At 72.7% G+C, this 25,525-nt stretch carries 25 protein-coding genes; 19 read left to right on the plus strand and 6 right to left on the minus strand.

The features are described 5' to 3' along the window. The first annotated feature begins 465 nt into the window (after nucleotides 1–465). From IE94_RS0123125 to IE94_RS0123180, 12 genes are all read left to right on the plus strand, one after another. Nucleotides 466–2,115, plus strand: a complete 1,650-nt coding sequence (locus tag IE94_RS0123125) for a CTP synthase (RefSeq protein WP_030187490.1) — start codon at nucleotides 466–468, stop codon at nucleotides 2,113–2,115. An 86-nt stretch (nucleotides 2,116–2,201) separates the two neighbouring features. Then, complete coding sequence (locus tag IE94_RS0123130) at nucleotides 2,202–2,837, plus strand: NUDIX domain-containing protein (protein WP_030187492.1); 636 nt, start codon at nucleotides 2,202–2,204, stop codon at nucleotides 2,835–2,837. 165 nt (nucleotides 2,838–3,002) lie between these two features. Continuing rightward, nucleotides 3,003–5,030 (plus strand): tetratricopeptide repeat protein, encoded by a 2,028-nt coding sequence (locus tag IE94_RS0123135; RefSeq protein ID WP_030187493.1) that lies wholly within the window; start codon nucleotides 3,003–3,005, stop codon nucleotides 5,028–5,030. A gap of 141 nt (nucleotides 5,031–5,171) precedes the next feature. Beyond that, the gene (gene ald / locus IE94_RS0123140) at nucleotides 5,172–6,287 is read left to right on the plus strand and encodes an alanine dehydrogenase (protein WP_106977976.1); all 1,116 of its coding nucleotides are present in this window, start codon (nucleotides 5,172–5,174) and stop codon (nucleotides 6,285–6,287) included. Between the two features lie 387 nt (nucleotides 6,288–6,674). Continuing rightward, the gene (locus IE94_RS0123145; protein WP_078606569.1) at nucleotides 6,675–7,805 is read left to right on the plus strand and encodes a ParA family protein; all 1,131 of its coding nucleotides are present in this window, start codon (nucleotides 6,675–6,677) and stop codon (nucleotides 7,803–7,805) included. Then, nucleotides 7,790–8,359 carry a hypothetical protein gene (locus IE94_RS0123150; RefSeq protein ID WP_078606570.1) on the plus strand — a complete coding sequence of 190 codons (570 nt, stop codon included), beginning with the start codon at nucleotides 7,790–7,792 and terminating at the stop codon, nucleotides 8,357–8,359. Before IE94_RS0123145 ends, IE94_RS0123150 begins: the two co-directional genes overlap by 16 nt. Before the next feature lie 18 nt (nucleotides 8,360–8,377). Further along, entirely contained in the window at nucleotides 8,378–9,556 is a 1,179-nt protein-coding gene (locus tag IE94_RS0123155; protein ID WP_030187503.1) for a segregation and condensation protein A, read from the plus strand. Then, on the plus strand, nucleotides 9,553–10,224 hold the full coding sequence (scpB, locus tag IE94_RS0123160; RefSeq protein WP_030187506.1) for an SMC-Scp complex subunit ScpB: 672 nt from the start codon (nucleotides 9,553–9,555) through the stop codon (nucleotides 10,222–10,224). The genes IE94_RS0123155 and scpB overlap by 4 nt, the downstream gene beginning before the upstream one ends. Then, the gene (locus tag IE94_RS0123165; protein WP_030187509.1) at nucleotides 10,224–11,339 is read left to right on the plus strand and encodes a pseudouridine synthase; all 1,116 of its coding nucleotides are present in this window, start codon (nucleotides 10,224–10,226) and stop codon (nucleotides 11,337–11,339) included. The genes scpB and IE94_RS0123165 overlap by 1 nt, the downstream gene beginning before the upstream one ends. Nucleotides 11,340–11,408: 69 nt before the next feature. Beyond that, a complete protein-coding gene (locus IE94_RS0123170) occupies nucleotides 11,409–12,128 on the plus strand; it encodes an NUDIX hydrolase (protein ID WP_030187512.1) in 720 nt (239 codons plus the stop codon). Beyond that, nucleotides 12,125–13,147, plus strand: a complete 1,023-nt coding sequence (locus tag IE94_RS0123175; RefSeq protein WP_030187513.1) for an ADP-ribosylglycohydrolase family protein — start codon at nucleotides 12,125–12,127, stop codon at nucleotides 13,145–13,147. The genes IE94_RS0123170 and IE94_RS0123175 overlap by 4 nt, the downstream gene beginning before the upstream one ends. A 4-nt stretch (nucleotides 13,148–13,151) precedes the next feature. Then, nucleotides 13,152–13,904: a nucleotidyltransferase domain-containing protein gene (locus tag IE94_RS0123180; RefSeq protein ID WP_030187515.1), complete on the plus strand. Its 753-nt coding sequence runs from the start codon at nucleotides 13,152–13,154 to the stop codon at nucleotides 13,902–13,904. Here the strand turns inward: IE94_RS0123180 and IE94_RS0123185 are convergent. After that, entirely contained in the window at nucleotides 13,830–14,573 is a 744-nt protein-coding gene (locus tag IE94_RS0123185) for a nucleotidyltransferase domain-containing protein (RefSeq protein ID WP_030187518.1), read from the minus strand. The genes IE94_RS0123180 and IE94_RS0123185 overlap by 75 nt on opposite strands. Before the next feature lie 22 nt (nucleotides 14,574–14,595). Next, nucleotides 14,596–14,988, minus strand: a complete 393-nt coding sequence (locus IE94_RS0123190) for a Rieske (2Fe-2S) protein (RefSeq protein ID WP_030187521.1) — start codon at nucleotides 14,986–14,988, stop codon at nucleotides 14,596–14,598. A 143-nt stretch (nucleotides 14,989–15,131) separates the two neighbouring features. On the opposite strand from IE94_RS0123190, the gene aroH reads away from it, so the two are divergent. The 5 genes from aroH (at nucleotide 15,132) to der (ending at nucleotide 19,784) form a co-directional block, all read left to right on the plus strand. After that, the gene (gene aroH, locus IE94_RS0123195; protein ID WP_030187523.1) at nucleotides 15,132–15,494 is read left to right on the plus strand and encodes a chorismate mutase; all 363 of its coding nucleotides are present in this window, start codon (nucleotides 15,132–15,134) and stop codon (nucleotides 15,492–15,494) included. Beyond that, a complete protein-coding gene (locus IE94_RS0123200) occupies nucleotides 15,491–16,576 on the plus strand; it encodes a prephenate dehydrogenase (protein WP_030187525.1) in 1,086 nt (361 codons plus the stop codon). Before aroH ends, IE94_RS0123200 begins: the two co-directional genes overlap by 4 nt. 301 nt (nucleotides 16,577–16,877) lie before the next feature. Further along, nucleotides 16,878–17,573: a (d)CMP kinase gene (cmk, locus tag IE94_RS0123205; RefSeq protein ID WP_030187526.1), complete on the plus strand. Its 696-nt coding sequence runs from the start codon at nucleotides 16,878–16,880 to the stop codon at nucleotides 17,571–17,573. Then, complete coding sequence (locus IE94_RS0123210; RefSeq protein ID WP_030187528.1) at nucleotides 17,570–18,232, plus strand: lysophospholipid acyltransferase family protein; 663 nt, start codon at nucleotides 17,570–17,572, stop codon at nucleotides 18,230–18,232. The genes cmk and IE94_RS0123210 overlap by 4 nt, the downstream gene beginning before the upstream one ends. 73 nt (nucleotides 18,233–18,305) lie before the next feature. Continuing rightward, a complete protein-coding gene (gene der / locus IE94_RS0123215; protein ID WP_030187531.1) occupies nucleotides 18,306–19,784 on the plus strand; it encodes a ribosome biogenesis GTPase Der in 1,479 nt (492 codons plus the stop codon). Nucleotides 19,785–19,851: 67 nt separating this feature from the next. On the opposite strand, the gene IE94_RS0123220 is transcribed toward der, so the two are convergent. Both IE94_RS0123220 and IE94_RS0123225 read right to left on the minus strand, forming a co-directional pair. After that, nucleotides 19,852–20,145 carry a hypothetical protein gene (locus tag IE94_RS0123220; RefSeq protein ID WP_030187534.1) on the minus strand — a complete coding sequence of 98 codons (294 nt, stop codon included), beginning with the start codon at nucleotides 20,143–20,145 and terminating at the stop codon, nucleotides 19,852–19,854. 73 nt (nucleotides 20,146–20,218) lie between these two features. Further along, entirely contained in the window at nucleotides 20,219–21,016 is a 798-nt protein-coding gene (locus tag IE94_RS0123225; protein WP_030187545.1) for a hypothetical protein, read from the minus strand. 409 nt (nucleotides 21,017–21,425) lie between these two features. On the opposite strand from IE94_RS0123225, the gene IE94_RS0123230 reads away from it, so the two are divergent. After that, nucleotides 21,426–22,271, plus strand: coding sequence for a hypothetical protein (locus tag IE94_RS0123230; protein WP_030187548.1), 846 nt, complete (start codon nucleotides 21,426–21,428; stop codon nucleotides 22,269–22,271). Between the two features lie 333 nt (nucleotides 22,272–22,604). Then, complete coding sequence (locus IE94_RS0123235; protein ID WP_030187549.1) at nucleotides 22,605–22,820, plus strand: I78 family peptidase inhibitor; 216 nt, start codon at nucleotides 22,605–22,607, stop codon at nucleotides 22,818–22,820. A 12-nt stretch (nucleotides 22,821–22,832) separates the two neighbouring features. Here the strand turns inward: IE94_RS0123235 and IE94_RS0123240 are convergent, their stop codons facing one another. Together IE94_RS0123240 and IE94_RS0123245 are read right to left on the minus strand one after the other, a co-directional pair. After that, a complete protein-coding gene (locus IE94_RS0123240; protein ID WP_030187552.1) occupies nucleotides 22,833–23,852 on the minus strand; it encodes a phosphatase PAP2 family protein in 1,020 nt (339 codons plus the stop codon). A 238-nt stretch (nucleotides 23,853–24,090) separates the two neighbouring features. Beyond that, on the minus strand, nucleotides 24,091–25,272 hold the full coding sequence (locus IE94_RS0123245) for a glycosyltransferase family 39 protein (RefSeq protein WP_030187555.1): 1,182 nt from the start codon (nucleotides 25,270–25,272) through the stop codon (nucleotides 24,091–24,093). Between the last annotated feature and the right edge of the window lie 253 nt (nucleotides 25,273–25,525).

A 25,525-nucleotide genomic window follows, 5' to 3' on the forward strand; every position in this document is an offset into this window, starting at 1 on the left:
GCGTGCCATGCCTCGTTGAGCCATGAAGCAAAGCAGCCGTCCGGCCGTGCAGCCAAACGTGTGCCCCGAACGACAATTGTCGCTCAACGAACTGACGAGCTCTCGTTGTTCCGGCGCTGACGGGCGAGGGGTGGTGCCGTGTCGCCGGGCGGGCTCGGCAGCGAACGTCCGAGCAGGATACGACGCACGTAGATGATCTGTGTGCCGCTCCGGGCAACCCGGGTCCGCCGAACGGGTGACCATCGGGTGAGGAAACGGTGACGGTCCCACCTGCGTGTCCGGGCGTGCGCGGAGGGTGGCCGGACGCCATCGCCCCGAGGCGCTGATACGCTGGTAGCCCGTGGACCGGTGGGAGAAAAACCCCGGAACCGCAGCGACGGCGCCGCCGACGACACCCGGTACGACCGGGGCGGAGGACGAACGCACCGCACCCCAGACCGCGACCACGGGAGCCCCCTCTTGGCCATGCCGCCCAAATCCTCGACGACCAAGCACATCTTCGTCACCGGGGGTGTCGCCTCCTCGCTCGGCAAGGGGCTCACCGCCTCCAGCCTCGGCATGCTGCTCAAGGCCCGGGGCCTGCGCGTCGTGATGCAGAAGCTCGACCCGTACCTGAACGTCGACCCCGGCACGATGAACCCCTTCCAGCACGGTGAGGTGTTCGTCACCAACGACGGCGCCGAGACCGACCTGGACATCGGCCACTACGAGCGCTTCCTCGACCGCGACCTCGACGGCTCGGCCAACGTCACCACCGGCCAGGTGTACTCCACGGTGATCGCCAAGGAGCGGCGCGGCGAGTACCTGGGCGACACCGTCCAGGTCATCCCGCACATCACCAACGAGATCAAGCACCGCATCCGGCGCATGGCGACGGACGAGGTCGACGTCGTGATCACCGAGGTCGGCGGCACGGTCGGCGACATCGAGTCGCTGCCGTTCCTGGAGACCGTCCGCCAGGTCCGGCACGAGGTCGGCCGGGACAACGTGTTCGTGGTGCACATCTCGCTCCTGCCCTACATCGGTCCCTCGGGCGAGCTGAAGACCAAGCCGACCCAGCACAGCGTCGCCGCGCTGCGCAACATCGGCATCCAGCCGGACGCGATCGTGCTGCGCTGCGACCGCGAGGTGCCGACCGCGATCAAGCGCAAGATCTCGCTGATGTGCGACGTCGACGAGGCGGCCGTGGTGGCCTGCCCCGACGCCCGCTCCATCTACGACATCCCCAAGGTCGTGCACGCCGAGGGCCTGGACGCCTACGTCGTCCGCAGGATGGACCTGCCGTTCCGCGACGTGGACTGGACGACCTGGGACGACCTGCTCGACCGCGTCCACAAGCCCGAGCACGAGATCACCATGGCGCTGGTCGGCAAGTACATCGACCTGCCCGACGCCTACCTCTCGGTCACCGAGGCGCTGCGCGCCGGCGGCTTCGCCAACAGGGCCCGCGTGAAGATCAAGTGGGTCACCTCCGACGACTGCAAGACGCCGGCCGGCGCCAAGGCGCAGCTGGGCGACGTCGACGCGATCTGCATCCCCGGCGGCTTCGGCGAGCGCGGCGTGACCGGCAAGGTCGGCGCGATCAAGTACGCCCGGGAGAACCGGATCCCGCTGCTCGGCCTCTGCCTCGGCCTGCAGTGCATCGTCGTCGAGGCCGCGCGCAACCTGGCCGGCATCGCGGACGCCAACTCCACCGAGTTCGACCCCGCCACCGGCCACCCGGTCGTCTCCACCATGGCCGAGCAGCTGGACATCGTGGCCGGCGAGGGCGACATGGGTGGCACCATGCGGCTCGGCATGTACCCGGCGAAGCTGGCCGAGGGTTCCATCGTGCGCGAGGTCTACGACGGCAAGGAGTACGTCGAGGAGCGGCACCGCCACCGCTACGAGGTGAACAACGCCTACCGCGCGGAGCTGGAGAAGAAGGCCGGCATCCTCTTCTCGGGCACCTCCCCGGACGGCAAGCTCGTCGAGTACGTCGAGTACCCGCGCGAGGTCCACCCCTACCTGGTCGCCACCCAGGCCCACCCGGAGCTGCGCTCGCGCCCGACCCGCCCGCACCCGCTCTTCGCCGGGCTGGTCAAGGCCGCGGTCGAGCGGAAGACGTCGAAGTAGCACACCAGTTGTACGGTGGCCGGGGCGCGCGCATCCAACGGCGCGGGCCCCGGCTTTCGCGTACGTCTGGAAGGGCAGGTCAGGCAATGACGGGCAGCACGATCAAGGACACTCCCGAGGAGTGGGAGATCCGGGGCAGCCAGACCCCCTTCCGGGGCAAGAAGACCTCGGTCCGCACGGACGACGTGGTGATGCCCGACGGCTCCGTGGTCTCCCGCGACTACCAGGTGCACCCCGGCTCGGTGGCCGTCCTCGCCCTGGACGGGGAGGGCCGGGTGCTGGTCATCCGGCAGTACCGGCACCCGGTGCGCGAGAAGCTGTGGGAGATCCCGGCCGGCCTGCTCGACGTCCCCGGTGAGAACCCGCTGCACGCCGCCCAGCGCGAGCTGTACGAGGAGGCGCACGTCAAGGCCGAGGACTGGCGGGTGCTGACCGACGTCTACACCACCCCCGGCGGCTGCGACGAGGCCGTACGGATCTTCCTCGCCCGGGATCTGTCCGAGGCCGTGGGGGAGCGCTTCGACGTGGAGGACGAGGAGGCCGACATGGAGCTGGCCCGGGTGCCCGTCGCCGACCTGGTCCGGGGAGTGCTCGCGGGGGAGCTGCACAACAACTGCCTGGTCGTGGGCGTGCTCTCGCTGGTCGCCGCCGAGCGGGGTGAAGGACTCGACGCGCTCCGTCCGGCCCAGGCGCCGTGGCCGGCCCGTCCGTTCGAGGCCTGAGCGCGGCCTCGGAGCCCCCGCCCGGTGTGACCATCGGCTGATCCGATCGGGGGACGTGCCCGCCGCGCTCCACCGGGAACGTCGCAGAGCGTGAACTAGGCTCTCAAACGCCCGAACCGGGCTTCCGGCGGGCACCGGCGTGCGGTGGGATCGGGAGTGTGGCCCGTGACGGATCAGGCGGTGGACACGGACGGCGCAGGCCTGTCTCAGGACCCTGCTGCGCAGAGCGCGTTCCTGGGCCGCACCCGGGAGCTGAAGGAGCTGCGCGCCGACATCGAGCGCGCCGGCCTCGACACCCTCTCCGGCCGCAAGGCCCCTCGCGCGCGCGTGCTGCTCATCGCGGGCCGTCCCGGCTCGGGGCGCACCGCGCTCGCCGAGGAACTGGCCGCGCGGGTCGCGCACGACTACCCGGACGGCGTGCTGCGGGCCCGGCTGAGCGAGCCGGACGGCACCCGCGTCCCGGTCGAACGCCTCGCCCGGGAGCTGCTCGCCGAGCTGGACCGCACCGAGCCGCCGGGGGCCGACGAGGACGACCTCACCGAGGCGCTGCGCGCCGCGCTCGCCGACCGCAGGGTGCTGCTCCTGCTCGACGCGGTCGCCGACGCCGAGCAGGTCGACGCGCTGCTGCCGGACACCCCGGACTGCCTGGCCGTCGCCGTGGCCGAGGGACCGCTGACCGGCATCGCGGACGTCCGCCCGTGCACGCTGGGCGGCCTGGACACCAAGTCGGCAGTGGAGCTGCTCTCCCGCCACACCGGATCGGTCCGCATCACCGTGGATCCCCGGGCCGCCGAACAGCTGGTCGAGCTGTGCCAGGCCCAGCCCGCCGCGCTGACCCTGGCCGGCGGCTGGCTCGCGGCCCGTCCCCAGGCGGCCGTCGCCGACCTGGCCAAGCACGTGCACGCGGAGAGCGACGAGGGGAGCGCGCTCGACCGGGTCTTCCGGCTCGTCTACGCCTCACTGCCCGGCGCCGCCGCCCGCATGCTGCGGCTGCTCTCCCTCGCCCCGGCGGGCCTGGTCGACCCGCACACCGCCTCCGCGCTGGCCGGCTGCTCGGTGAGCGGCGCCCGCACCACCCTGGACGACTTCGTCGCCCTCGGACTGCTGCGCGCCGCCGACTCGCCGCTGCCCGAGTACGAGGTCCCCGGGTGCCTGCACGGCTGGCTGAGCGCCCTCGCCCGCAAGCACGACCGGCCGGCCGAGCTCCAGCTGGCCCGCGCCCGCATGCTGGAGCGCACCGTGCGGCTGCTCCAGACCTGCCGGGCGGTCACCGAGACCGACAGTCCGCAGGCCCGCGAGAAGCTCCTCGCCACGCCGCGCGACCTGCGCTTCCCGCACCCCAGGGCCGCCGCCGACTGGCTGCGCGCCCGGCGCCCCGCCCTGCTGGCCGCGGCCCGCCTCGCGGTGGCCGACGGCGAGCTGGACACCCTGGCCCGCAGACTGATGTCCCAGCTGGTGCGGGCCATGGTGGCCCACTTCGGGACCCGGGCCGCGGCCCCCGACCTGTACGGGATCCACCGGCTCGTCCTCGACGTGGCCGAGCGCCGCGCACTGCCCCGGGAGAAGGCGGCGGCCCTGCTGAACCTGGCCGACCTGGACGCCCGCACCGGCCGCACCCCCGAGGCGCTGGTGCGCTACCGGGCCGCGCTGGACGCCGGACGCGAGGCGAACGACCCGTACGCGACCGGCCGCGCGATGGAATCCGTCGGCGGCGCCCACCTGGAGCTGGGGGACTACGACCGCGCCGCCGACTGGTTCGGCCGGGCCCTGGCCCAGCACCTCGCCCGGGACGAGCGCGCCGACGCCGCCCGGCTCTACGGCCGGGTCGCCACCGCCCACACCTACGCCGGACGCTACGGCGAGGCGGTGCGTTCCTGGCGGGCGGCGATCGCCGGGTACCGCAAGAGCGGCGACGTGGGCGCGCACGCGCGTGCGCTGTCCGAGCTGGCCCGGGTCCAGGAGTACGCCGGGCGCCCCGAGGAGTCGCTGCGCACCTGCCAGGAGGCCGTCGACCGGGCCCGCCGGGCCGAGGACGTACGGCTCCAGGCCGCGCTGCACCTGCGGCTCGCCGACACGCTGGACCGGCTCGGCGACCCCACCGCGGCGGGCCTGGAGCGGAGCGCGGCCGAACGGATGTTGAGGGAAGAACCGGCGGACGCCTGCGAAATCCGCAGCACATCGTCTGAAGATTAATGCTTTGAAAGGCTAGACAGAGGGAACACCTTCATTAAACTGGCTCTGCCGCACGTTCTCTGCGGTCTCTCCCGGTGTGCCCGCGCTTGAGCGGGTATGCCTTGTAATAGCCCATTCTCTGAGCCAAGGACCGTGATCCACGTGAAGGTCGGCATCCCCCGCGAGGTCAAGAACAACGAGTTCCGGGTGGCCATCACCCCCGCCGGCGTGCACGAGCTGGTGCGCCACGGTCACCAGGTCGTCGTCGAGCGCGGCGCCGGCGTCGGCTCCTCGATCCCCGACGAGGAGTACGCCGCGGCCGGCGCGCGGATACTCGACACCGCCGACGAGGTGTGGGCCACCGCCGACCTCCTCCTGAAGGTCAAGGAGCCGATCGCGGAGGAGTACCACCGCCTGCGCAAGGACCAGACGCTCTTCACCTACCTGCACCTGGCCGCCTCCAAGGAGTGCACGGACGCGCTCGTCGAGTCCGGCACCACCGCCATCGCCTACGAGACGGTCGAGCTGCCCGGCCGCGCGCTGCCGCTGCTGGCTCCGATGTCCGAGGTCGCGGGCCGGATCGCCCCGCAGGTCGGCGCTTACCACCTGATGGCCCCCAACGGCGGGCGCGGCGTGCTGCCCGGCGGCGTGCCCGGCGTGACCCCCGCCAAGGCCGTCGTCATCGGCGGCGGCGTCTCCGGCTGGAACGCCACCCAGATCGCCGTCGGCATGGGCTTCGACGTGACCCTGCTCGACCGCGACATCAACAAGCTGCGCGAGGCCGACAAGATCTTCGGCACCAAGGTCAAGGCCGTCATGTCCAACTCCTTCGAGCTGGAGAAGGCGGTCCTCGACGCCGACCTGGTCATCGGTGCGGTGCTGATCCCGGGCGCCAAGGCCCCGAAGCTGGTCACCAACGAGCTGGTCTCCCGCATGAAGTCGGGCAGTGTCCTTGTCGACATCGCGATCGACCAGGGCGGCTGCTTCGAGGACTCGCACCCCACCACGCACGCCGAGCCGACCTTCAAGGTCCACAACTCGGTCTTCTACTGCGTGGCCAACATGCCGGGCGCGGTGCCCAACACCTCCACCAACGCGCTCACCAACGCCACGCTGCCCTACATCGTCGAGCTGGCCGACCGCGGCTGGGTCGAGGCGCTGCGCCGCGACCCCGCGCTGGCCAAGGGCCTCAACACCCACGACGGCAAGGTGGTTTACCGCGAGGTCGCCGAGGCGCACGGCCTGGAGTACGTCGACCCGGCGACCCTGCTCGCCTAAGTCGGCAAACGGCAAAGGCGATACGTCAACAGCCGTCGTCAACCCCGCACGCCCGGCCGGACCTTGCCCGACAAGGTCCGGCCGGGTGTGTGTATGGTCACTTTGCGATTCTCTGTCAACTCGCCTCGAACGTAACGCTTCAACCGATTCGCGCACCGGTGAAACCTGCTGTGCGACGGCCGTACGCCCTTGACAGAGGGATGTTTCATTGCCGACACATCGGGCCGGGTCCGGCGGATTGTGTTGCTGCGGACGGCCGACACGCCATAGAGTCGCCGAACGTCGGCATGGTGCCACGCTGACCTGTCTAGAAGTTCCCTGGTCACCAAGGAGGTAAGACGACTTGTGAATGAGTCGACATTTACTCCCGGGGGTGGTCAACCAGGAATGCCGGCACGGACCCACGGTCCCGGGCGCCTCGAGGCCGTCGGCTCCGTAGCTGTACGCACCTCCGCAGCCGACCACCACAGTCCGCAGGCAACTCGGACAGCACACATGAGTATGGATGGCCAACACGTGAACGCCATGGCCGGCGACGGAAGTGGCGCGCCACGCAACCACTTCGCCGACTACGACGAACTGCCCGAGGGGCACTTCTACGACCCGGACGCGGAGTACGAGCCGGATCCCGAGTACGCCGCCACGCTCGCGCCCGACGCGGCCCGACAGCGCCGTGAGCGCATCGGTCCGACCGGGCGCCCGCTGCCGTACTTCCCGATCCCGGGTCCGCTGACCGAGCACGGCCCCGCCAAGATCATCGCGATGTGCAACCAGAAGGGCGGCGTGGGCAAGACCACGTCGACCATCAACCTGGGTGCCGCGCTCGCCGAGTACGGGCGCCGGGTGCTGCTCGTCGACTTCGACCCGCAGGGCGCGCTGTCGGTCGGACTCGGCGTCAACCCGATGGAGCTCGACCTCACCGTCTACAACCTGCTCATGGAGCGGGGCATGGCGGCCGACGAGGTGCTGCTGAAGACCGCGGTCCCCAACATGGACCTGCTGCCCAGCAACATCGACCTGTCGGCGGCCGAGGTGCAGCTGGTGAGCGAGGTGGCGCGCGAGTCGACGCTGCAGCGGGCGCTCAAGCCGCTGATGGACGACTACGACTACATCGTGATCGACTGCCAGCCCTCGCTCGGCCTGCTCACGGTCAACGCGCTCACCGCCGCGCACAAGGTGATCGTGCCGTTGGAGTGCGAGTTCTTCGCGCTGCGCGGTGTGGCCCTGCTGACCGAGACGATCGAGAAGGTCCAGGAGCGGCTCAACCCCGACCTGGAGCTCGACGGCATCCTCGCCACGATGTACGACTCGCGCACGGTGCACAGCCGTGAGGTGCTCGCACGGGTCGTCGAGGCGTTCGACGACCACGTCTACCACACGGTCATCGGGCGCACGGTCCGCTTCCCGGAGACCACGGTCGCCGGTGAGCCGATCACCACGTACGCGTCCAACTCCGTCGGTGCCGCCGCCTACCGCCAGCTCGCCAGGGAGGTGCTCGCCCGGTGTCACGCCGAGTGAGTCTGCCGGGGGCCGACGAACTCTTCCGTACGACAGGGGGAACGGCGCTCCAGGCGTCCACCCCGCGGCGACCGGCGGGCGGCGAGGCCCGGGTGCCGGCCCCGGCGGGGGAGAGCGACCAGGCCGCCGCCGAGGACGCGCCGCAGTCGGTGCCCGCGCAGGGCGGGGACGGCGAGGGCGCCGAGCACGCCGCGGCGGACGCGGAGCCGGGCTCGGCGGGCGAGCCGCACACGCGGGGCACGGAGCGCTCCGCACGGGCCTCCGGGCCCGGTACGGGCGCGCAGGAAGGTTCTGCCGCCGACCGGCCCCGCAAGCGCGGCAGGGCCGCCGCACGGCGCCCCAGCGGGCGTGAGCGCCACGACGAGAAGATCACCGTGTACGTCTCCGCCGAGGAGCTGATGGACCTGGAGCACGCCCGCCTGGTGCTCCGGGGCGAGCACGGCCTGGCCGTGGACCGCGGCCGTATCGTCCGCGAGGCCGTGGCCGTGGTCCTGGCCGACCTGGAGACCCGCGGGGACGCCAGCATCCTCGTACGACGGCTGCGCGGACGGTAGCGGTAGCCTGCGGGGGCCATGACCTCGAACGACGCCCCCCACCCCGGCCGCGGCCCGCGCGCCGCCCACCGGCGTGCGCTGGGCAGGGGCCCGCAGGGGTCGGCGGCCGCGGTGGAGCCCGCGGAGCCCGCCCCCGCCCCGGCCGAGGGGCCCGGAGACCCGGAGCGGGTCCCGGAGACGGCACGACCGGACGAGGACGGACGGGACCGGGAGGCCGCCGCGCGGACCGAGTCGAGGTCGCGGGCGGGCGCCGCGCCTCGCAGCGTCATCGTCCCGGAGCCGCCCCCCGTGCCCGCCCAGGCCCCCGGGGAAGCCGACCGGGTTCGCGGGGAGGACCCCGAGGGAGCGTCCCAGGAGCCCTCCGGGGAGGCTCCCGACGCGGCGGACGACGGTGTCTTCAAGGTGCGGCTCGCCAACTTCGAGGGGCCGTTCGACCTGCTGCTCCAGCTGATCTCCAAGCACAAGATGGATGTCACCGAGGTCGCGCTGTCGAAGGTGACCGACGAGTTCATGGCGCACATCCGGGCCATGGGGCCGGACTGGGACCTCGACCAGACCACCGAGTTCCTGGTGGTCGCGGCCACCCTGCTCGACCTGAAGGCGGCCCGGCTGCTGCCCGCCGCCGAGGTCGAGGACGAGGCGGACCTCGCCCTGCTCGAAGCCCGCGACCTGCTCTTCGCCCGCCTGCTCCAGTACCGCGCGTACAAGCGGATCGCGGAGATCTTCAACGAGCGGCTGGAGGGCGAGGCCCGCCGCCACCCCCGGACCGTCGGCCTGGAGCCGCACCACGCCGAGCTGCTGCCCGAGGTCGTCATCAGCATCGGCCCCGAGGGCTTCGCCAAGCTCGCCGTGAAGGCGATGCAGCCGAGGCCCAGGCCGCAGGTGTACGTCGAGCACATCCACGCGCCCCTGGTCAGCGTGCAGGAGCAGGCCGGGATCGTCGTCGCCCGCCTGAGAGAACTGGGCGAGGCCAGCTTCCGCGTACTGGTCCAGGACACCGAGGACACCCTGACCGTCGTCGCCCGCTTCCTGGCCCTGCTGGAGCTGTACCGGGAGAAGGCCGTCGAGCTGGACCAGGAGAGGGCCCTCGGCGACCTGCTGGTGCGCTGGACCGGCGGTGACGGTGCGGCGCAGCCGGTGGTGACCGACGAGTTCGACCGGCCGCCCGAGGCCCCGAAGGAGGAGCAGAAGGCGTGAGAGAGAAGACCACCGAGGTCGAAGCGAGCACCGGGGCTCCCGACGGGCCCGACGGCGTGGCCGGACTCGACCTCAAGCCCGCCCTCGAAGCCGTCCTCATGGTCGTCGACGAGCCCGCGACCGAGGAGCGGCTGGCGAAGATACTGCAACGGCCCCGGCGACGGATCGCGGACGCTCTGCGCGAGCTGGCCGACGAGTACGCCGTCCAGGGCCGCGGCTTCGAGCTGCGGCTGGTCGCCGGGGGCTGGCGCTTCTACAGCCGGCCCGAGTACGCCGCGGCCGTCGAGGGCTTCGTCCTGGACGGCCAGCACGCCCGGCTCACCCAGGCCGCCCTGGAGACCCTCGCGGTCGTCGCCTACCGCCAGCCGGTCAGCCGCAGCCGGGTCTCCGCGGTGCGCGGCGTGAACTGCGACGGCGTGATGCGCACCCTCCTCCAGCGGGGGCTGGTCGAGGAGTCGGGCACGGAACCCGAAACAGGTGCGATCCTGTACGTGACGACGAACTACTTCCTGGAGCGAATGGGCCTGCGCGGCCTGGACGAGCTCCCGGAGCTCGCGCCCTTCCTCCCGGAGGCGGAGGCGATCGAGGCCGAGACGCTGGAAGCGGTCCCGTCGTTCGATCCGGACGCCCCGGATTCCGAGGGCGCACACGACAAGACGGAATTTTGATGCGAAGCAGCAGCGGCAGGAACAGCAGCGGAAACAACGGCGGGAGCCGTGGTGGCAACAGCGGCGGCCGCGGCGGGAGTGGCGGTGGCCGCGGCAACTACCGCGGCGCCGGCAACGACCGCGACGACAAGCAGGGCGGCCGTCCCAAGAAGCCGCGCCCGGAGGAGCGGCGTTACGACGTGGGCCCCGGCGCCACCAAGGACGGCCCGAAGTCGGGCCGCGGCCCCTCGGCCCGCGGTGGTGCCAAGGGCGGCCCGAAGCGGCCCCAGCAGCGCGGCCGCAGCGCCCCGGCCACGTCCCGCGAGTACGAGACGCGGGCCGAGGAGCGCAACCGCGAGCGGTACGCGGGCAAGAAGGAGGCCAAGCTGCCCAAGACCTTCCCGGGCGCCGAGCAGGAGGGCGAGCGCCTGCAGAAGGTCCTCGCGCGCGCGGGCTACGGCTCCCGGCGCGCCTGCGAGGAGCTGATCGAGCAGGCCAGGGTCGAGATCAACGGCGAGATCGTGCTGGAGCAGGGCCGCCGCGTCGACCCGGAGAAGGACGAGGTCAAGGTCGACGGCCTGACCGTCGCCACGCAGTCGTACCAGTTCTTCTCGCTCAACAAGCCCGCCGGTGTCGTCTCCACCATGGAGGACCCGGAGGGCCGCCAGTGCCTCGGTGACTACGTCACCAACCGCGATACCCGCCTCTTCCACGTGGGCCGGCTCGACACCGAGACCGAGGGCGTCATCCTGCTCACCAACCACGGCGAGCTGGCCCACCGGCTGACCCACCCCAGGTACGGCGTGAAGAAGACCTATCTCGCGCACATCGTGGGCCCGATCCCGCGCGACCTCGGCAAGCGCCTCAAGGACGGCATCCAGCTGGAGGACGGGTACGCGCGCGCGGACCATTTCCGGGTCGTCGAGCAGACCGGCAAGAACTACCTGGTCGAGGTGACCCTGCACGAGGGCCGCAAGCACATCGTGCGCCGGATGCTGGCGGAGGCGGGCTTCCCCGTCGACAAGCTGGTGCGCACCGCCTTCGGTCCGATCACGCTGGGCGACCAGAAGTCGGGCTGGCTGCGCCGCCTGTCCAACACGGAGGTCGGGATGCTGATGCAGGAGGTCGAGCTCTAGGCCTCCGAGGGTTGTTCCGAGCGCCCGCCGTCTTTATAGTCGTAGTGACTATTAAGGGGGTGGGCGTTCGTGCGCGGCTACGACAAGCACGCTTTCGAACCCTTCGCCGTCACCGTCGACCTCGCCGTCCTCACCCTGCGCGCGGGCGCGCTGCACGTGCTGCTCGTCGAGCGGGGACAGGAGCCGTACGCGGGCCGCTGGGCGCTCCCCGGCGGTTTCCTGCTCCCCGAGGAGTCGGCGGAGACGGCCGCCCGCAGGGAGCTGGCCGAGGAGACCGGCCTGGCGGACGTGACCGGGCTGCACCTGGAGCAGCTGCGGACCTACAGCGAACCCGCCCGCGACCCCCGCATGCGGGTCGTGTCCGTGGCCTTCGCCGCCCTGCTGCCGAACCCGCCCGAACCGCGCGGCGGCGGTGACGCGGCCGAGGCCCGCTGGGTGCCGTACGACAAGGCCCAGGGCCTCGCCTTCGACCACGACCGGATCCTGGCCGACGCCCGGGACCGCGTCGGCGCCAAGCTGGAGTACACCTGCCTGGCCACCGCCTTCTGCCCGGCCGAGTTCACCCTCGGCGAGCTGCAAGGGGTCTACGAGACGGTGTGGGGCACGGCCCTGGACCGGCCCAACTTCCGCCGCAAGGTCCTCGCCACCCCCGGTTTCGTCGAGCCCGTCCCGGGCGCCGCCCGCCTGACCGGAGGCCGCGGCAAGCCCGCCGCCCTGTACCGCGCGGGCCCCGCCACCAGCCTGCACCCGCCCCTGCCGCGCACCCCTCGGGAAGGACGCCCCGCATGACCACCACCACCGGCACCAAGCGCGCCGCCACCGGAGCGCTCACCGGCCTCGCCCTCGGCGACGCGCTGGGTTTCCCGACCGAGTTCAACGACGTCCCGGCGATCCTCGCCAAGTGCGGCCCCTGGCGGGAGATGGCGCTGCCCCGGCCCGCGATCGTCACCGACGACACCCAGATGACGCTGGCGCTGGGCAGGGGGCTGCGGGCGGCCATGGACCGGGGCGTGCTGGCACCCGAGAGCATGACCGGGCCGGTACGGCAGGAGTTCATCGCCTGGAACCGCTCACCGGACAACAACCGGGCCCCCGGCAACACCTGCATCAGGGCCTGCGACCTGCTGGAGCGGGCCGAGAGCCCCTGGCAGGAGGCCAGCCAGATCCACTCCAAGGGCTGCGGCGCCAACATGCGGGTCGCACCGGTCGGCCTCGTGCCCGGCCTCAGCGACGAACAGCGCGCGGGCGCCGCCCAGTTGCAGTCCGCGCTCACCCACGGCCACCCCACCGCGCTCGCCGCCTCCGACCTCACCGCGTACGCCGTACGGCTGCTCGCCGAGGGCGCCGAGCCGACCGGCCTCGTCGGGCGGCTGCGCTCGTACGCCTACGACAACCGCACCCGCTACCACGAGCGCTGGCTCGGCGACCTGTGGACCCGCGCCCAGGACCCGACGCCCGAGCACTTCATCGCGCGCGGCTGGGACGAGTGCCTGGCCACCCTCGACCGGCTCCAGGAGGCGGTGCGTACCGTCTCGCCCGAGACCGACCCCTGCCGGGCCGTCGGCGAGGGCTGGATCGCCGAGGAGGCCATGGCGGCCGGGCTGCTCTGCTTCCTGCTCTTCGTCGACGAGCCGCTGACCGCCCTGCGGCGCGGCGCCTGCACCTCCGGCGACTCCGACTCCATCGCCTGCCTCGCGGGCGCCTTCGCGGGCGCGCACCTGGGGGCCGACGCCTGGCCGGCCGACTGGGCGGACCGCGTCGAGTACCGGGGCGACCTGCTGGCCCTCGGAGCGCTCTGGGACGCTTGAGCACATGATCGACGCCCTGGACATCGACCTGGCGCCGGTGGTGGCCGAACAGCCCTTCCCGGTGCTGTTCGCCACCGTCTCCGGCGCCCACCTCTACGGCTTCCCCTCCCGCGACTCCGACGTCGATCTGCGCGGCGTCCACCTGCTGCCCGCCGCCGACCTGGTCGGGCTGCGCGAGCCGGAGGAGACCCGGTCGCGGATGTGGGACCGGGACGGCGTCGAGATGGACCTGGTCACCCACGACCTGCGCAAGTTCGTCCGGCTGATGCTCCGCCGCAACGGCTACGTGCTGGAGCAGCTGCTGTCGCCGCTGGTCGTGCACACCACCGAGGCGCACCGGGAACTGGCCGGACACGCGCCGGGCGTCCTCACCCGCCACCACGCCCACCACTACCGGGGGTTCGCACAGACCCAGTGGCGGCTGTTCGAGAGGACCGGCCAGCTGAAGCCGCTCCTGTACACCTTCCGGGTGCTGCTCACCGGCATCCACCTGATGCGCACCGGAGAGGTGCAGCCGCACCTGCCCACCCTCGTCGAAGCGGTGGACGCCGCCCCCGCCTACCTGCCCGAACTGGTCGCCGCCAAGGCCGCACACGAGCACGGGGTCGCCGACGTCGACCACGCGCGCGTGCGGGCCGACGTGGAGCGGCTGCACGCCGTGCTGGACGAGGCGCAGGCCGCGTCAGCCCTCCCCGACGCGCCGACCGCGTACGACGCCCTGCACGACTTCGTCGTACGGACCCGGCTGGAGCGCTGAGGCGCGGCGGGTGCGGACCAGGAAGTCCTCGACGCGGCGCCGGTCCGGCTCCTCGGGCAGGGGACTGCGTGCGGCGGCCTCCTCGCCCTCCCGCACCAGGCGGTTCATCCGCGCCTCCACCTCGGGCCAGGGCACCTCGCCGCGCTTCACGGCGAGCAGGGTGTCACGGTCCTCGCCGACGTCGATCGTCAGGGCGCCCGTGCGCAGCAGGTCGCGGGCGCTCGTCAGGAGCCGCAGCAGATGCATCGCGTGCTTCCAGCGCGGGGCGCCGTGGACGCGCACATCGGCGTCCAGCTTGCGGCGCTGGCCGTGCGCGTACCGCGTGAACGTCTCGTGCACCCGGCGGGAGAGGAACGCCCCGCGCAGGGCGAGCAGTTCGCGGCCCGTGTCGTCCACCCGCTCCACGAAGGGGGAGTGCAGGCATTCCAGGATGTTCGGGTTCGCCCGCAGGGCCAGCTCGCAGAAGCGCTCCAGCTCCCAGCTGAACCGCTCCTCGCCGGGGCCCTCCACATGCGTCGGCGGCTTCTCGAAGCGCCAGAACAGCGCGGTCGGCGCGAGGAAGACCCCCCGCCGGTCCGTGTCGCTGTCCTCCGTCGCCAGACCGAAGGCGCGCGAACCCATGACACAGGCGTAGATCGTGTGGTCGCGGACCAGGGTCTCGGGGCGCATGGCCGGAGCGTACGCGGGCGGCTCAGGCCAGGCGGACCGAATTTCCCTCCACCGTGATCCGCTTCCCGGGCAGCGGCTTTGTGGCCGGACCCCGCACCACCGAGCCGTCGGCCACGGCGAACCTGCTGCCGTGGCAGGCGCAGTCGATGGTGCCGTCCCGCACGTCCGACACGATGCAGCCCTGATGGGTGCAGACCGCCGAGAACGCCTTGAACTCGCCCTTCCGCGGCTGGGTCACCACGATCCTCTCCTCGGTGAGGACCTTGCCGCCGGCGACCGGGATGTCGCCCGTGGACGCCAGTTCCTGCCCCGAGGAGGCGGCCGAGGAGTCGCCGTCACCGCCCCCGCACCCCGCGCAGAGCGCCGCCGCGCCCGCGCAGCGAAGGACCGTACGGCGGCTCGGGGTGTGGGTCATCTCACGACTCCGGGGGGAGGTTGAAGGGGCCGCCGCCAGCGTCTCAGGAGACGGGCGCCGCGGGCCGGTACCCGGCGGGCTGACTAGGCTGGACGGACCAAGAACCGATACACGCGTCAGCAACGTCAGCAAGGAGCATCGCCGTGGCGGTACGAGCGGTCCGGGGCGCCGTCCAACTGGAGCGGGACGAGGCGGGGCACATGGACGAGCAGGTCGCGGCCCTGCTGACCACCCTCATGGAGCGCAACGGCCTGGCGGTCGACGACCTGATCAGCCTGTGGTTCACCGCCACCCCCGACCTGCACAGCGACTTCCCGGCCGCCGCGGCCCGCGGGCTCGGCATCACCGACGTGCCGCTGATCTGCGCCCAGGAGCTGGACGTCGAGGGCGCCATGCCCCGCGTGGTGCGTGTCCTCGCCCACATCGAGTCCGACCGGCCCCGCACCGAGATCGCCCACGTCTACCTCGGCGCCGCCGCGGCCCTGCGCAAGGACATCGCCCAGTGAGAACCGCACTCGTCATCGGCACCGGCCTCATCGGCACCTCCGCCGCCCTCGCCCTCACCGCCCGGGGCGTCACCGTCCACCTCGCCGACCACGACCCCGGGCAGGCCCGTACCGCCGCCGCGCTCGGCGCCGGCACCGACGAGGCGCCGGGCGGCCCGGTCGACCTCGCGATCGTCGCCGCCCCGCCCGCCCTGGTGGCCGACGTGCTCGCCGACGCCATGGCCCGCGGCGCCGCCCGCGGCTACATCGACGTGGCCAGCGTCAAGGGCGGCCCCCGGCGGGAGCTGGAGGCGCGCGGCGTCGACCTGTCGGCGTACATCGGCACCCACCCCATGTCCGGCCGGGAGAAGTCCGGCCCGCTGGCCGCCACGGCCGACCTCTTCGAGGGACGCCCGTGGGTGCTGACCCCGACCCGGGACACCGACACCGAGGTGCTGAACCTCGCCCTGGAGCTGGTCTCGCACTGCCGCGCGGTGCCCGTGGTGATGGACGCCGACGCCCACGACCGCGCCGTGGCCCTCGTCTCCCACATGCCCCACCTGGTCTCCAACATGGTCGCCGCGCGCCTGGAGCACGCCGAGGAGGCCGCCGTACGGCTGTGCGGGCAGGGCATCCGCGACGTGACCCGGATCGCCGCCTCCGAGCCCCGGATGTGGATCGACATCCTCTCCGCCAACCCCGGGCCGGTCGCCGACCTGCTCACCGACGTCGCCGCCGACCTGGAGGAGACGGTGCGGGCCCTGCGCGCCCTGCAGTCCTCCGACGAGGACAAGCGCCGCGAGGGCGGCAACGGCATCGCCGAGGTGCTGCGGCGCGGCAACGCCGGACAGGTCCGCGTCCCGGGCAAGCACGGCTCGGCCCCGGGCGTCTACGAGACGGTGGCCGTCCTCATCGACGACCAGCCCGGCCAGCTGGCCCGCATCTTCGCGGACGCGGGGCGCGCCGGGGTCAACGTCGAGGACGTACGGATCGAGCACGCGACCGGGCAGCAGGCGGGTCTGGTGCAGCTCATGGTCGAGCCGAAGGCCGCCGCCGTGCTCACCGCGGCCCTGAAGGAGCGGGGCTGGGCGATCCGCCAGTGATGGCGGGCGGCACGGCGCCGCGGGAGCGTCATAGGGCTGTAAGAGGTGCCCGGCGGGCCCGGTAACCTAGGGCCTGTCTGATGGTTCCTGCCCGGCGACGCCTGGCACGCACGCTCGCCGCGTTGCCGAAACGCCCGCGTGGCTCCGCCACAGGGCGCTCCGGCGCCTTGCGATCGCACGTACCGGACACCGCCGGGGCCGCCCTCCGGGCGGGCGACGGGAATCGCCGGACAGGCCCTGTGCGGGACGCGCTCGCGTCCCGCGCACCACCCACCGCACCGCACCAGGAAGGTGTCCCCTCGTGGAAAACGGCGCCGCCCCGACCGTCCCGGCCGTGATTGTCGCCATCGACGGCCCCTCCGGCACGGGCAAGTCGAGCACGTCGAAGGCCGTGGCCGCACAGCTCGGCCTCAGCTACCTGGACACCGGTGCCCAGTACCGGGCGATCACCTGGTGGATGGTGACCAACGGCATCGACACCGACGACCCGCACGCCGTGGCCGCCGCGGCCGGCAAGCCCGAGATCGTCTCCGGCACCGACCCGGCCGCCCCGACCATCACGGTCGACGGCGTGGACGTGGCCGGCCCGATCCGCACCCAGGAGGTCACCTCCAAGGTCAGCGCGGTCAGCGCCGTGCCGGAGATCCGCGCCCGCATCACCGAGCTGCAGCGCTCCATCGCCGCCGCCGCGCCGCTCGGTATCGTCGTCGAGGGCCGCGACATCGGCACCACCGTGCTGCCCGACGCCGACCTGAAGATCTTCCTCACCGCGTCGGCCGAGGCCCGCGCCGCCCGCCGCAGCGGCGAGCTGAAGGGCGCCGACGTCAACGCCACCCGCGAGGCCCTGATCAAGCGGGACGCGGCCGACTCCAGCCGCAAGACCTCCCCGCTGGCCAAGGCCGGCGACGCGGTCGAGGTGGACACCACCGCCCTCACCCTCCCGCAGGTCATCGAGTGCGTCGTCACTCTCGTCGAGGAGAAGCGGGCGGGGAAGTGACCGCATCCTCCACAGCGCCCGTCCCCTCCGAGAAGGGCGCCGAGGTCGGCCGGCGCATCGGCGTCGGCCTGATGTACGGGCTGTGGAAGCCGCGCGTGCTCGGCGCCTGGCGGGTGCCCGCCACCGGCCCGGTGATCTACGCCGTCAACCACGCGCACAACATCGACGGCCCGATGGTCATGGGGGTCGCTCCCCGGCCGACGCACTTCCTGATCAAGAAGGAGGCCTTCGTCGGCCCGCTCGGACGGTTCCTGACCGGCATCGGCCAGCTGAAGGTGGACCGCCACTCCACCGACCGCGCTGCGATAGGACAGGCGCTCGGCGTGCTGGCGGACGGCGGGGTCCTCGGCATCTTCCCGGAGGGCACCCGGGGCGAGGGCGACTTCGCCTCGCTGCGCGCCGGGCTCGCGTACTTCGCGGTGCGCAGCGGCGCGCCGATCGTCCCGGTCGCGGTGCTGGGAAGCACGGACCGTCCCGGACGGTTGATAAAGGCGCTGCCCCCGCTGCGCTCCCGCGTCGACGTCGTCTTCGGCGACCCGTTCGACGCGGGCGACGGCAGTGGGCGGCGCACCCGCAAGGCCCTGGACGAGGCAACCGAACGCATCCAGAAGCAGCTCACCGCGCACCTGGAAAACGCCAGGCGCCTCACCGGGCGCTGAGTGACACTTGAGTAGTGGATCACCCGGTACAGGGTGCGCCACCGATCACCACGATGAACGAGGTACGGACTTCATGAACGACCACATCCACTCCGAGGGCTCGGGCGAGGAGCACGACCACGGGGCGCTCGGCGACGCCGAGTACGCGCAGTTCATGGAGCTGGCCGCCGAAGAGGGCTTCGACATCGAGGAGGTCGAGGGCGCGATCGAGGAGGCCGGGCACGGCCCGCTGCCCGTCCTCGCCGTCGTCGGCCGCCCCAATGTCGGCAAGTCGACCCTCGTGAACCGCATCATCGGTCGCCGCGAGGCCGTCGTCGAGGACAAGCCCGGCGTCACCCGCGACCGCGTCACCTACGAGGCCGAGTGGGCGGGCCGCCGCTTCAAGGTCGTCGACACCGGCGGCTGGGAGCAGGACGTCCTCGGCATCGACGCCTCCGTGGCCGCGCAGGCCGAGTACGCCATCGAGGCCGCCGACGCGGTCGTCTTCGTCGTGGACGCCAAGGTCGGCGCCACCGACACCGACGAGGCGGTCGTCCGGCTGCTGCGCAAGGCCGGCAAGCCCGTCGTGCTGTGCGCCAACAAGGTCGACGGCCCGAGCGGCGAGGCCGACGCCTCCTACCTGTGGTCGCTGGGCCTCGGTGAGCCGCACCCCGTCTCCGCGCTGCACGGCCGCGGCACCGGCGACATGCTGGACAGGGTCCTGGAAGCCCTGCCCGAGGCCCCGGCCCAGACCTTCGGCACCGCCGTCGGCGGCCCGCGCCGCATCGCCCTGATCGGCCGCCCCAACGTCGGCAAGTCCTCGCTGCTGAACAAGGTCGCCGGCGAGGAGCGCGTCGTCGTCAACGAACTGGCCGGCACCACCCGCGACCCGGTCGACGAGCTGATCGAACTGGGCGGCGTCACCTGGAAGTTCGTCGACACGGCGGGCATCCGCAAGCGCGTGCACCTTCAGCAGGGCGCCGACTACTACGCCTCGCTGCGCACCGCCGCCGCCGTCGAGAAGGCGGAGGTTGCCGTGATCCTCATCGACGCCTCCGAGTCCATCTCGGTCCAGGACCAGCGGATCGTCACCATGGCCGTCGAGGCGGGCCGCGCGATCGTCGTCGCCTACAACAAGTGGGACACCCTCGACGAGGAGCGCCGCTACTACCTGGAGCGGGAGATCGAGACGGAGCTGGGCCAGGTGGCCTGGGCGCCGCGGGTCAACGTCTCGGCGCAGACCGGCCGGCACATGGAGAAGCTCGTCCCCGCGATCGAGACCGCCCTGGCGGGCTGGGAGACCCGGGTCCCGACGGGCCGGCTGAACGCCTTCCTGGGTGAGCTGGTCGCCGCCCACCCGCACCCGGTGCGGGGCGGCAAGCAGCCGCGGATCCTCTTCGGCACCCAGGCGGGCACCAAGCCCCCGCGGTTCGTGCTCTTCGCCTCCGGCTTCATCGAGGCGGGCTACCGGCGCTTCATCGAGCGCCGGCTGCGTGAGGAGTTCGGCTTCGAGGGGACGCCGATCCACATCTCGGTGCGGGTCCGCGAGAAGCGCGGCGCGAAGAAGAAGTAGGACCACCCCGGTGATGGGTGAGGGGCGCCCCGGCCGGGGCGCCCCTCACCCATCACCGGGCCTGCGGTCAGGTGCCGGACCGCCGGGCCGGAGGCAGCGCCGCCGGTACGTGGTGCGAGCCGCCGACGCGCTGCCACACCGACTGCTGGCCGACGCGGGCGCTCTGGGCCCCCGTGCTGTAGGCGCTGTAGCCGCCTCTGCCGCGCGGGATGCTCCGGAAGGCCGTGAATCCGAGCTCCTCCTCACCGCTGCGATCGCCCGGCAGCGATCGGAAGGACCTGACGTACTCCGCGTAGAGCGCGTCGTAGATCGGCGTGGTCGAGGGGCCGCCGTGGCGGTGGAAGGCGTCGTATGCGTACACGTATGTCCAAACGACCCCGCGGTGGAAGGGATGCGGCCCAGGTGACGGCCGTCCGGCAGCGGCGTGGACCGGCTCAGGTCCCCGCCAGCGGCAGCGCCGCCGCGACCAGCTGTCCGTTCGCCGCCGCCTTGTCCAGCGCGTCCCGCAGCAGGTCCTCGCGCGGCTGCCGGCCGATCGACCCGACGGGCGCCGCGAACATCAACACCTGCTGGTGCTTGTTGGCCGCCGTGCGCCAGCCCTCGGTGACCTGGAGCGGCTGGTGCGCCTGCCACCAGGCGACCGGCCGGCCGCCGTTCGTCCCGGGCTGGAGCACCGCGTGCAGCTGGCCCATCGCCAGCAGGACCGACCAGCCGTGCAGCACGGCCGGCGCGGACACCAGCTCGGTGACCGGCATGAAGCCCTGCTCGATCAGCAGCGGCAGGAAGTCGTCGCCGGAGCCGGCCGTGCCGGGCCGGGCGATGGGCGCGGTCGGCTCCACCACGAGGGCCGGGTGCAGCTCCCCGGCGATCAGGATCAGCCCGCTGGTCACACCGAGCACGGCCTGCTCGGGCGCAGCCTTCTCCGGGGCGGCGGGAGCGGGCTCGGAGCGGGCCTGGTCGGCGCTGATGGAGCGCACCGCGCCCTGGAGCTGCTCCTCGGTGACCTTGACGACCTGCGAGGGCAGGCAGCCCGCGTGGGCGAAGGCGAGCACGGCGGTCTCGTCCCCGATGAACAGGACGGTGCTGGTGCGTTCCTGCTCGCAGTCGCCCGGGGTGCGGCAGGACGTGCAGTCGTAGCTGCCCGGGGCGGACTCCCCGGCCAGCAGGCGGTCGGCTTCTTCATCGCCGATCTCGGCGCGTACGTCGTCGCTGACGTCGAGCATGCGCGGCACGGGTGGCTCCCTCGGGATGCGGTGCGTGGCCGGACCGGGTGGCTCCCGGGCCGTGGTCCGGGCGGGTCCCCGGCTCATGCAAGGACAACGGGGGACCGGTGGCGGGAGTCACGCCCCATGGCCAACGGAATCGAACCAGGCGACGCCCGCGCCCGCCCGAGCACCGCGATCGTCGCCGTAGGCCCAAGTGGGCTGCTCCGCATGGAGGTTGAGCCGCCGGGACAGGGTGACCGGCCCGGCCCGCGAGTCGACAAATCATGAAATCAGCGAATGAACTGGGTGACTGGAAACAGTCGTCACCAGGCGCTCGTCCCCGTCGTGACCACATCGCAATCGGACACGAACAACCAGAAGGCAGGGTTCCGGGTCTAACCGGACGACGAGAAGCCCAGGGGAGGAACCGCACCGCATGACGCCGCAGGCCCCACCGGCCGCCCTGCTGCGCGCCGACTGCATCGGCGACTCCGCGGGCGGTCTGACGTTCGACGTGGCCGCGCGCCGGAGCACCGGGGCGGCCCTGCTCGTCCTGCGCCGCCGCGTCGGGGACGCCGACGCCACCGCCGACGCGGACACGGTCAGCCTGCCGCTGGCCCCGGCGGCGGAGGGCCGGCTGCGCGCCGCGCTGCCCAGCAGCGTCTCCCTGCCCGAGGGCCGCTGGGACGCCTACGCCCGCCTGTCCGACGGCCGACCGCGGCGCCTGGTGCCCGGCGTCACCGATCTGCGCTCCCTGGCCGAGCGCACCCCCAGCGGGCTGCTCGGCCACGTCGCCGTCCGCATCCCCTACGCCACCCGGCAGGGCAACCTCACCGTCCGCAGCTGGCTGCGCGCCCCGCACGCGGAGGCGGTGGACCTGCGGCACGCGAGCGGCGCCCTGACCGTACGGGGACGCCTGTACGGCACCCGGCTCGTGCCCGGCGCGGACGTCGAGCTGCGCGCCCGGCCCGGGCAGGGAGAGGGTGGCGCGGACGGCTCCGGAGTGCGCCGGGTGGACGTCACCGCCGAGCGGACGGAGTTCGCCTTCACCGTGCCCTACGACGGCCTGGCGCCGGGCCTGTGGGACCTGTGGCTGCGGCCCTCCGGGGAGGCCGGTCCGGTGGTGCGCCTCGCACGGCTGCTGGACGACGTCGCCGACAAGAACCCGGTCTTCACGTTTCCCCGCGCCCGGGTGCGGACGCCGTACGGCCCCGTGGAGGCCGGGCCGTACTACACCCGGGACAACGACCTGTCGCTCGCCGTCGCCCCGGTGCAGGCCTGACCGCGTGTCCGTTGTTTGATTCGCGTAAGTGATTCGGGGCTCTTCCGCAGAGGTGCGCGCACGTCCGTTCGGGAGTGTTCGAATGCGGAATGCGGGGCGTCGCCGGCGGGACCCGAACGCCTTTTGCGTCCACTTATTCGATGGAGTGCCGCGACATGCGGGAATTCACCTCGGCCGTCTGCGGAACGGGCGCGAATCCATCCGTCCGTGTGAACGGGTTCCAGTAAAACGCGCAGCATGATCCTGTGACAGAAATGTGACCGTAGGTGCATCTGCGGCCCGTGTTACCGGCTCGGGCTTCCCCCCTCCCGGAGCAGGGCATAGCGTGGCGGCATGGCACCGATTCCGACACCCCCGGCCGAGCCCCAGGACACTCCGGACACCTACGTCGGCCTCGATTCCGACGCGGCCGAGCGGCTGGCGCGGCAGCGGGGCTGGTCGACGGTGCGGTCCCTGGCGCCCGGCACGATCATCACCATGGAGTACCGCGTGGGCCGCCTCAACTTCGAGGTGAAGGACGGCCGCGTGTCCCGCGCCTGGAAGGGCTAGCGCCGGGTGCGGTCAGCCGCCCGACAGCGGGCGTGCGGCCGGGGCCGTGTTGCGCGGGTGGCGGTCGGCGTGCGGCGGCCGGCGACTGCCGGCCGGGGTCACCGGCGTACGGTCCGAGCGGGCCGTGTGCGGGCCCGGAGCCAGATACACCGGCGCCCGGGTGGTGCGCGGCGCGGCGATCGGCTCGCGGGCCGGGGTCCCCGGCCGGCCGGAGCCCGCCGGGGCGACGGGCACGGGACGGCCGACCGGCCGCTTCGCCGTCCGCCGGCGGCCGAGGTGGGCGTACCAGCGGTCGCGCAGGCCGAGGATCCAGGCCTCCGCCCGGGTGATCAGCGGCTCGAACCAGGGGAGCGCCAGCAGGATCAGCAGCCCCGCCGTCCAGCCGAGGAGCACGTCGCTGAGCCAGTGAGTACCGAGGTAGACGGTGGACATGCCCACCCCGAGCGAGGTGACCGCGGACAGTGCGGACAGCCAGCGCCGGGCCCGGTGCGTCGAGGCCAGGTAGGCGAGGATGCCCCAGGTCACGACGGCGTTCGCGGTGTGACCGCTCGGAAATATATCGCCGCCGAGCCACATCTCGTTGGCGCCGATCGTGGTCGCGTAGTGCGGTCCCAGCCGGCCCATGCCGTACTTGGCGGCGCCGACCGTGATGTTCAGCAGGAGCAGTGAGACGCCGAGCGCCAGCAGCGGGCGCAGGGTGTGCTGCCGCCAGGAGCGCCAGCCGAGCCAGGCCGCGACCATCACGGCGGTGGGGCCGCGCTGGCCGAGCACCACGTAGTAGTCGACGAACGCGTGGATCTCCGGCCACTGCTGGTAGGGCCTGAAGAACATGACCTGCCAGTCGAGCCGGACCAGCCACGAGGTGATCACCACGGCCCAGACGATGGCGAGGTAGAACGCGAGGGTCCCGGCGAACAGCGCGAACCTGTGCCGGGACATCTCCGGCACGTCCAGGAGCTCCGGTCGTTCCGGCTCCCGGTCCAGTCTCGCGAACACCCGGTCCAGACGGGTGGGCTTCCGTTCGGTACGCACCCAATCGACGTTACAGCGAGTGAGGAGTGATCCCCGACGAATCAACCGCTTTGTGATGACGATGTGATGTGGGATTCCTCTCAGGAGACGGCTTATTCCGAGGTAATCCGCAATGCCTGCCGACTGCGGACTTCAATTCTTTTGATCAGCCCGGCCGACGGTTTTATCGTGCTTATGAATGCGTTCACCGAATGCTGGTGCGGAATTGTCCCGGCGGTCATCGGGCGGCCCCCGCCCCTCAGGGCGGGCCGGAGCCGTTCAGCCAGAAGGCCCCGTAGGCCGCCGACGCCGCCGCGACGGCGCACACGAGCGTCGCCGCCCCGGCGGTGCGCAGCCGGGCCAGGGCCACGGCCGGGGGGAACAGCAGGGGGAACGCGGGCAGCAGCAGCCGGGGCTTGGAGCCGAAGTAGCTCGACGCGCACAGGGCGAGCACGACGACGACCCCCGCGTACACCAGCAGCGGCAGCGGCTGGCGCCGGCGCACGCAGACCACGTACAGCCACACCAGCAGCGCGACCCCGACGATCAGCCCGACGCCCGCCAGGGCCGCCGGGAACGACGTGAACTTCGCCCCGACGAAACGGGCGAAGGCCGCGCCCCCGTCGAAGCCGTTGCGCCAGCCGGCCTGGACGTCGAGATAGCCGAGCGGGCCCGTGCCGGTGCGGTGGCCGACCCACAGCACGTAACCCGCGGCGCCCAGGGGCGCGAGCAGCATGCCGAGCACGTGCCGCACGCCCGGGGCGCCCTCGGTGCCGTCCTCGCCCCGGCCCCGCACCAAGGCCGCGACCACCGCCACCCACACCGCCGCCGTCACCGCGAGCCCGACCGGGCGGGTCAGCCCGGCCAGCGCGGCCAGCACCCCCGCCGTCACCCAGCGGCCGGTCAGCACCGCGTACAGCGACCACGCGGCCAGCGCCGTGAACAGGGACTCGCTGTACGCCATCGACTGCACGATCCCGACCGGCAGCACGGCCCACAGCAGCGCCGCGCACACCCCCGCACGGCGGCCGTACGCGTGGTCCGCCACCGCGAAGATCCCCCAGGCCGCGGCGAGCGAGGCGAGCAGGGAGACGACGAACCCGGCGTCGGCGTACGACAACGGCGTCACCGCCGCGCCGAGCCGCTCCAGCCAGGGCAGCAGCGGAAAGAAGGCCAGGTTGGAGTGCACGTCACCGTTCGGCAGCCGCACCTCGTAGCCGTACCCCAGCGCGGCGACCCTGGTGTACCAGAGGGAGTCCCAGCGGGCCGTCAGCAGCGTGTACGCGCTCTTGTCGCGCGCCGCGCTCCACAGGGCCAGGGCGAGCAGGCCCAGGGCGCGCACGGCCGCGTAGCCGAGGAGCGCCGGGGCGGCCCGGCGCAGGGCACCGGACGGACCCCGGGCGGCGGGGCGGCCCGCGGTGCGCGTTTCAAGATCGGTCACGGGCTCGATTATCTGCCGTGCGCCGGGGCGGCCGTCCCGGCGGGGCGGGCGGGACGGCGCCCGCAGTGGCGCACGCCACACGAGTGACGCGGGATGTGTGAGGCCCGCCACGGGTGCGGTGCGCGCTCTCGCGTACTCTGGCGAGTCACTCGCGTTCCGTTGCACGGCCCGGAGCCCCCCGCTCCTCTCCGGCCGAGCCGCCGGGGAGTCCCCACCCCGGCCCGCCGGGCGCGAGGGAACATCTTGGAGGTAC

Origin of the sequence: Streptomyces violaceorubidus (assembly GCF_000717995.1) — a bacterium.
Taxonomy (GTDB): domain Bacteria; phylum Actinomycetota; class Actinomycetes; order Streptomycetales; family Streptomycetaceae; genus Streptomyces; species Streptomyces violaceorubidus.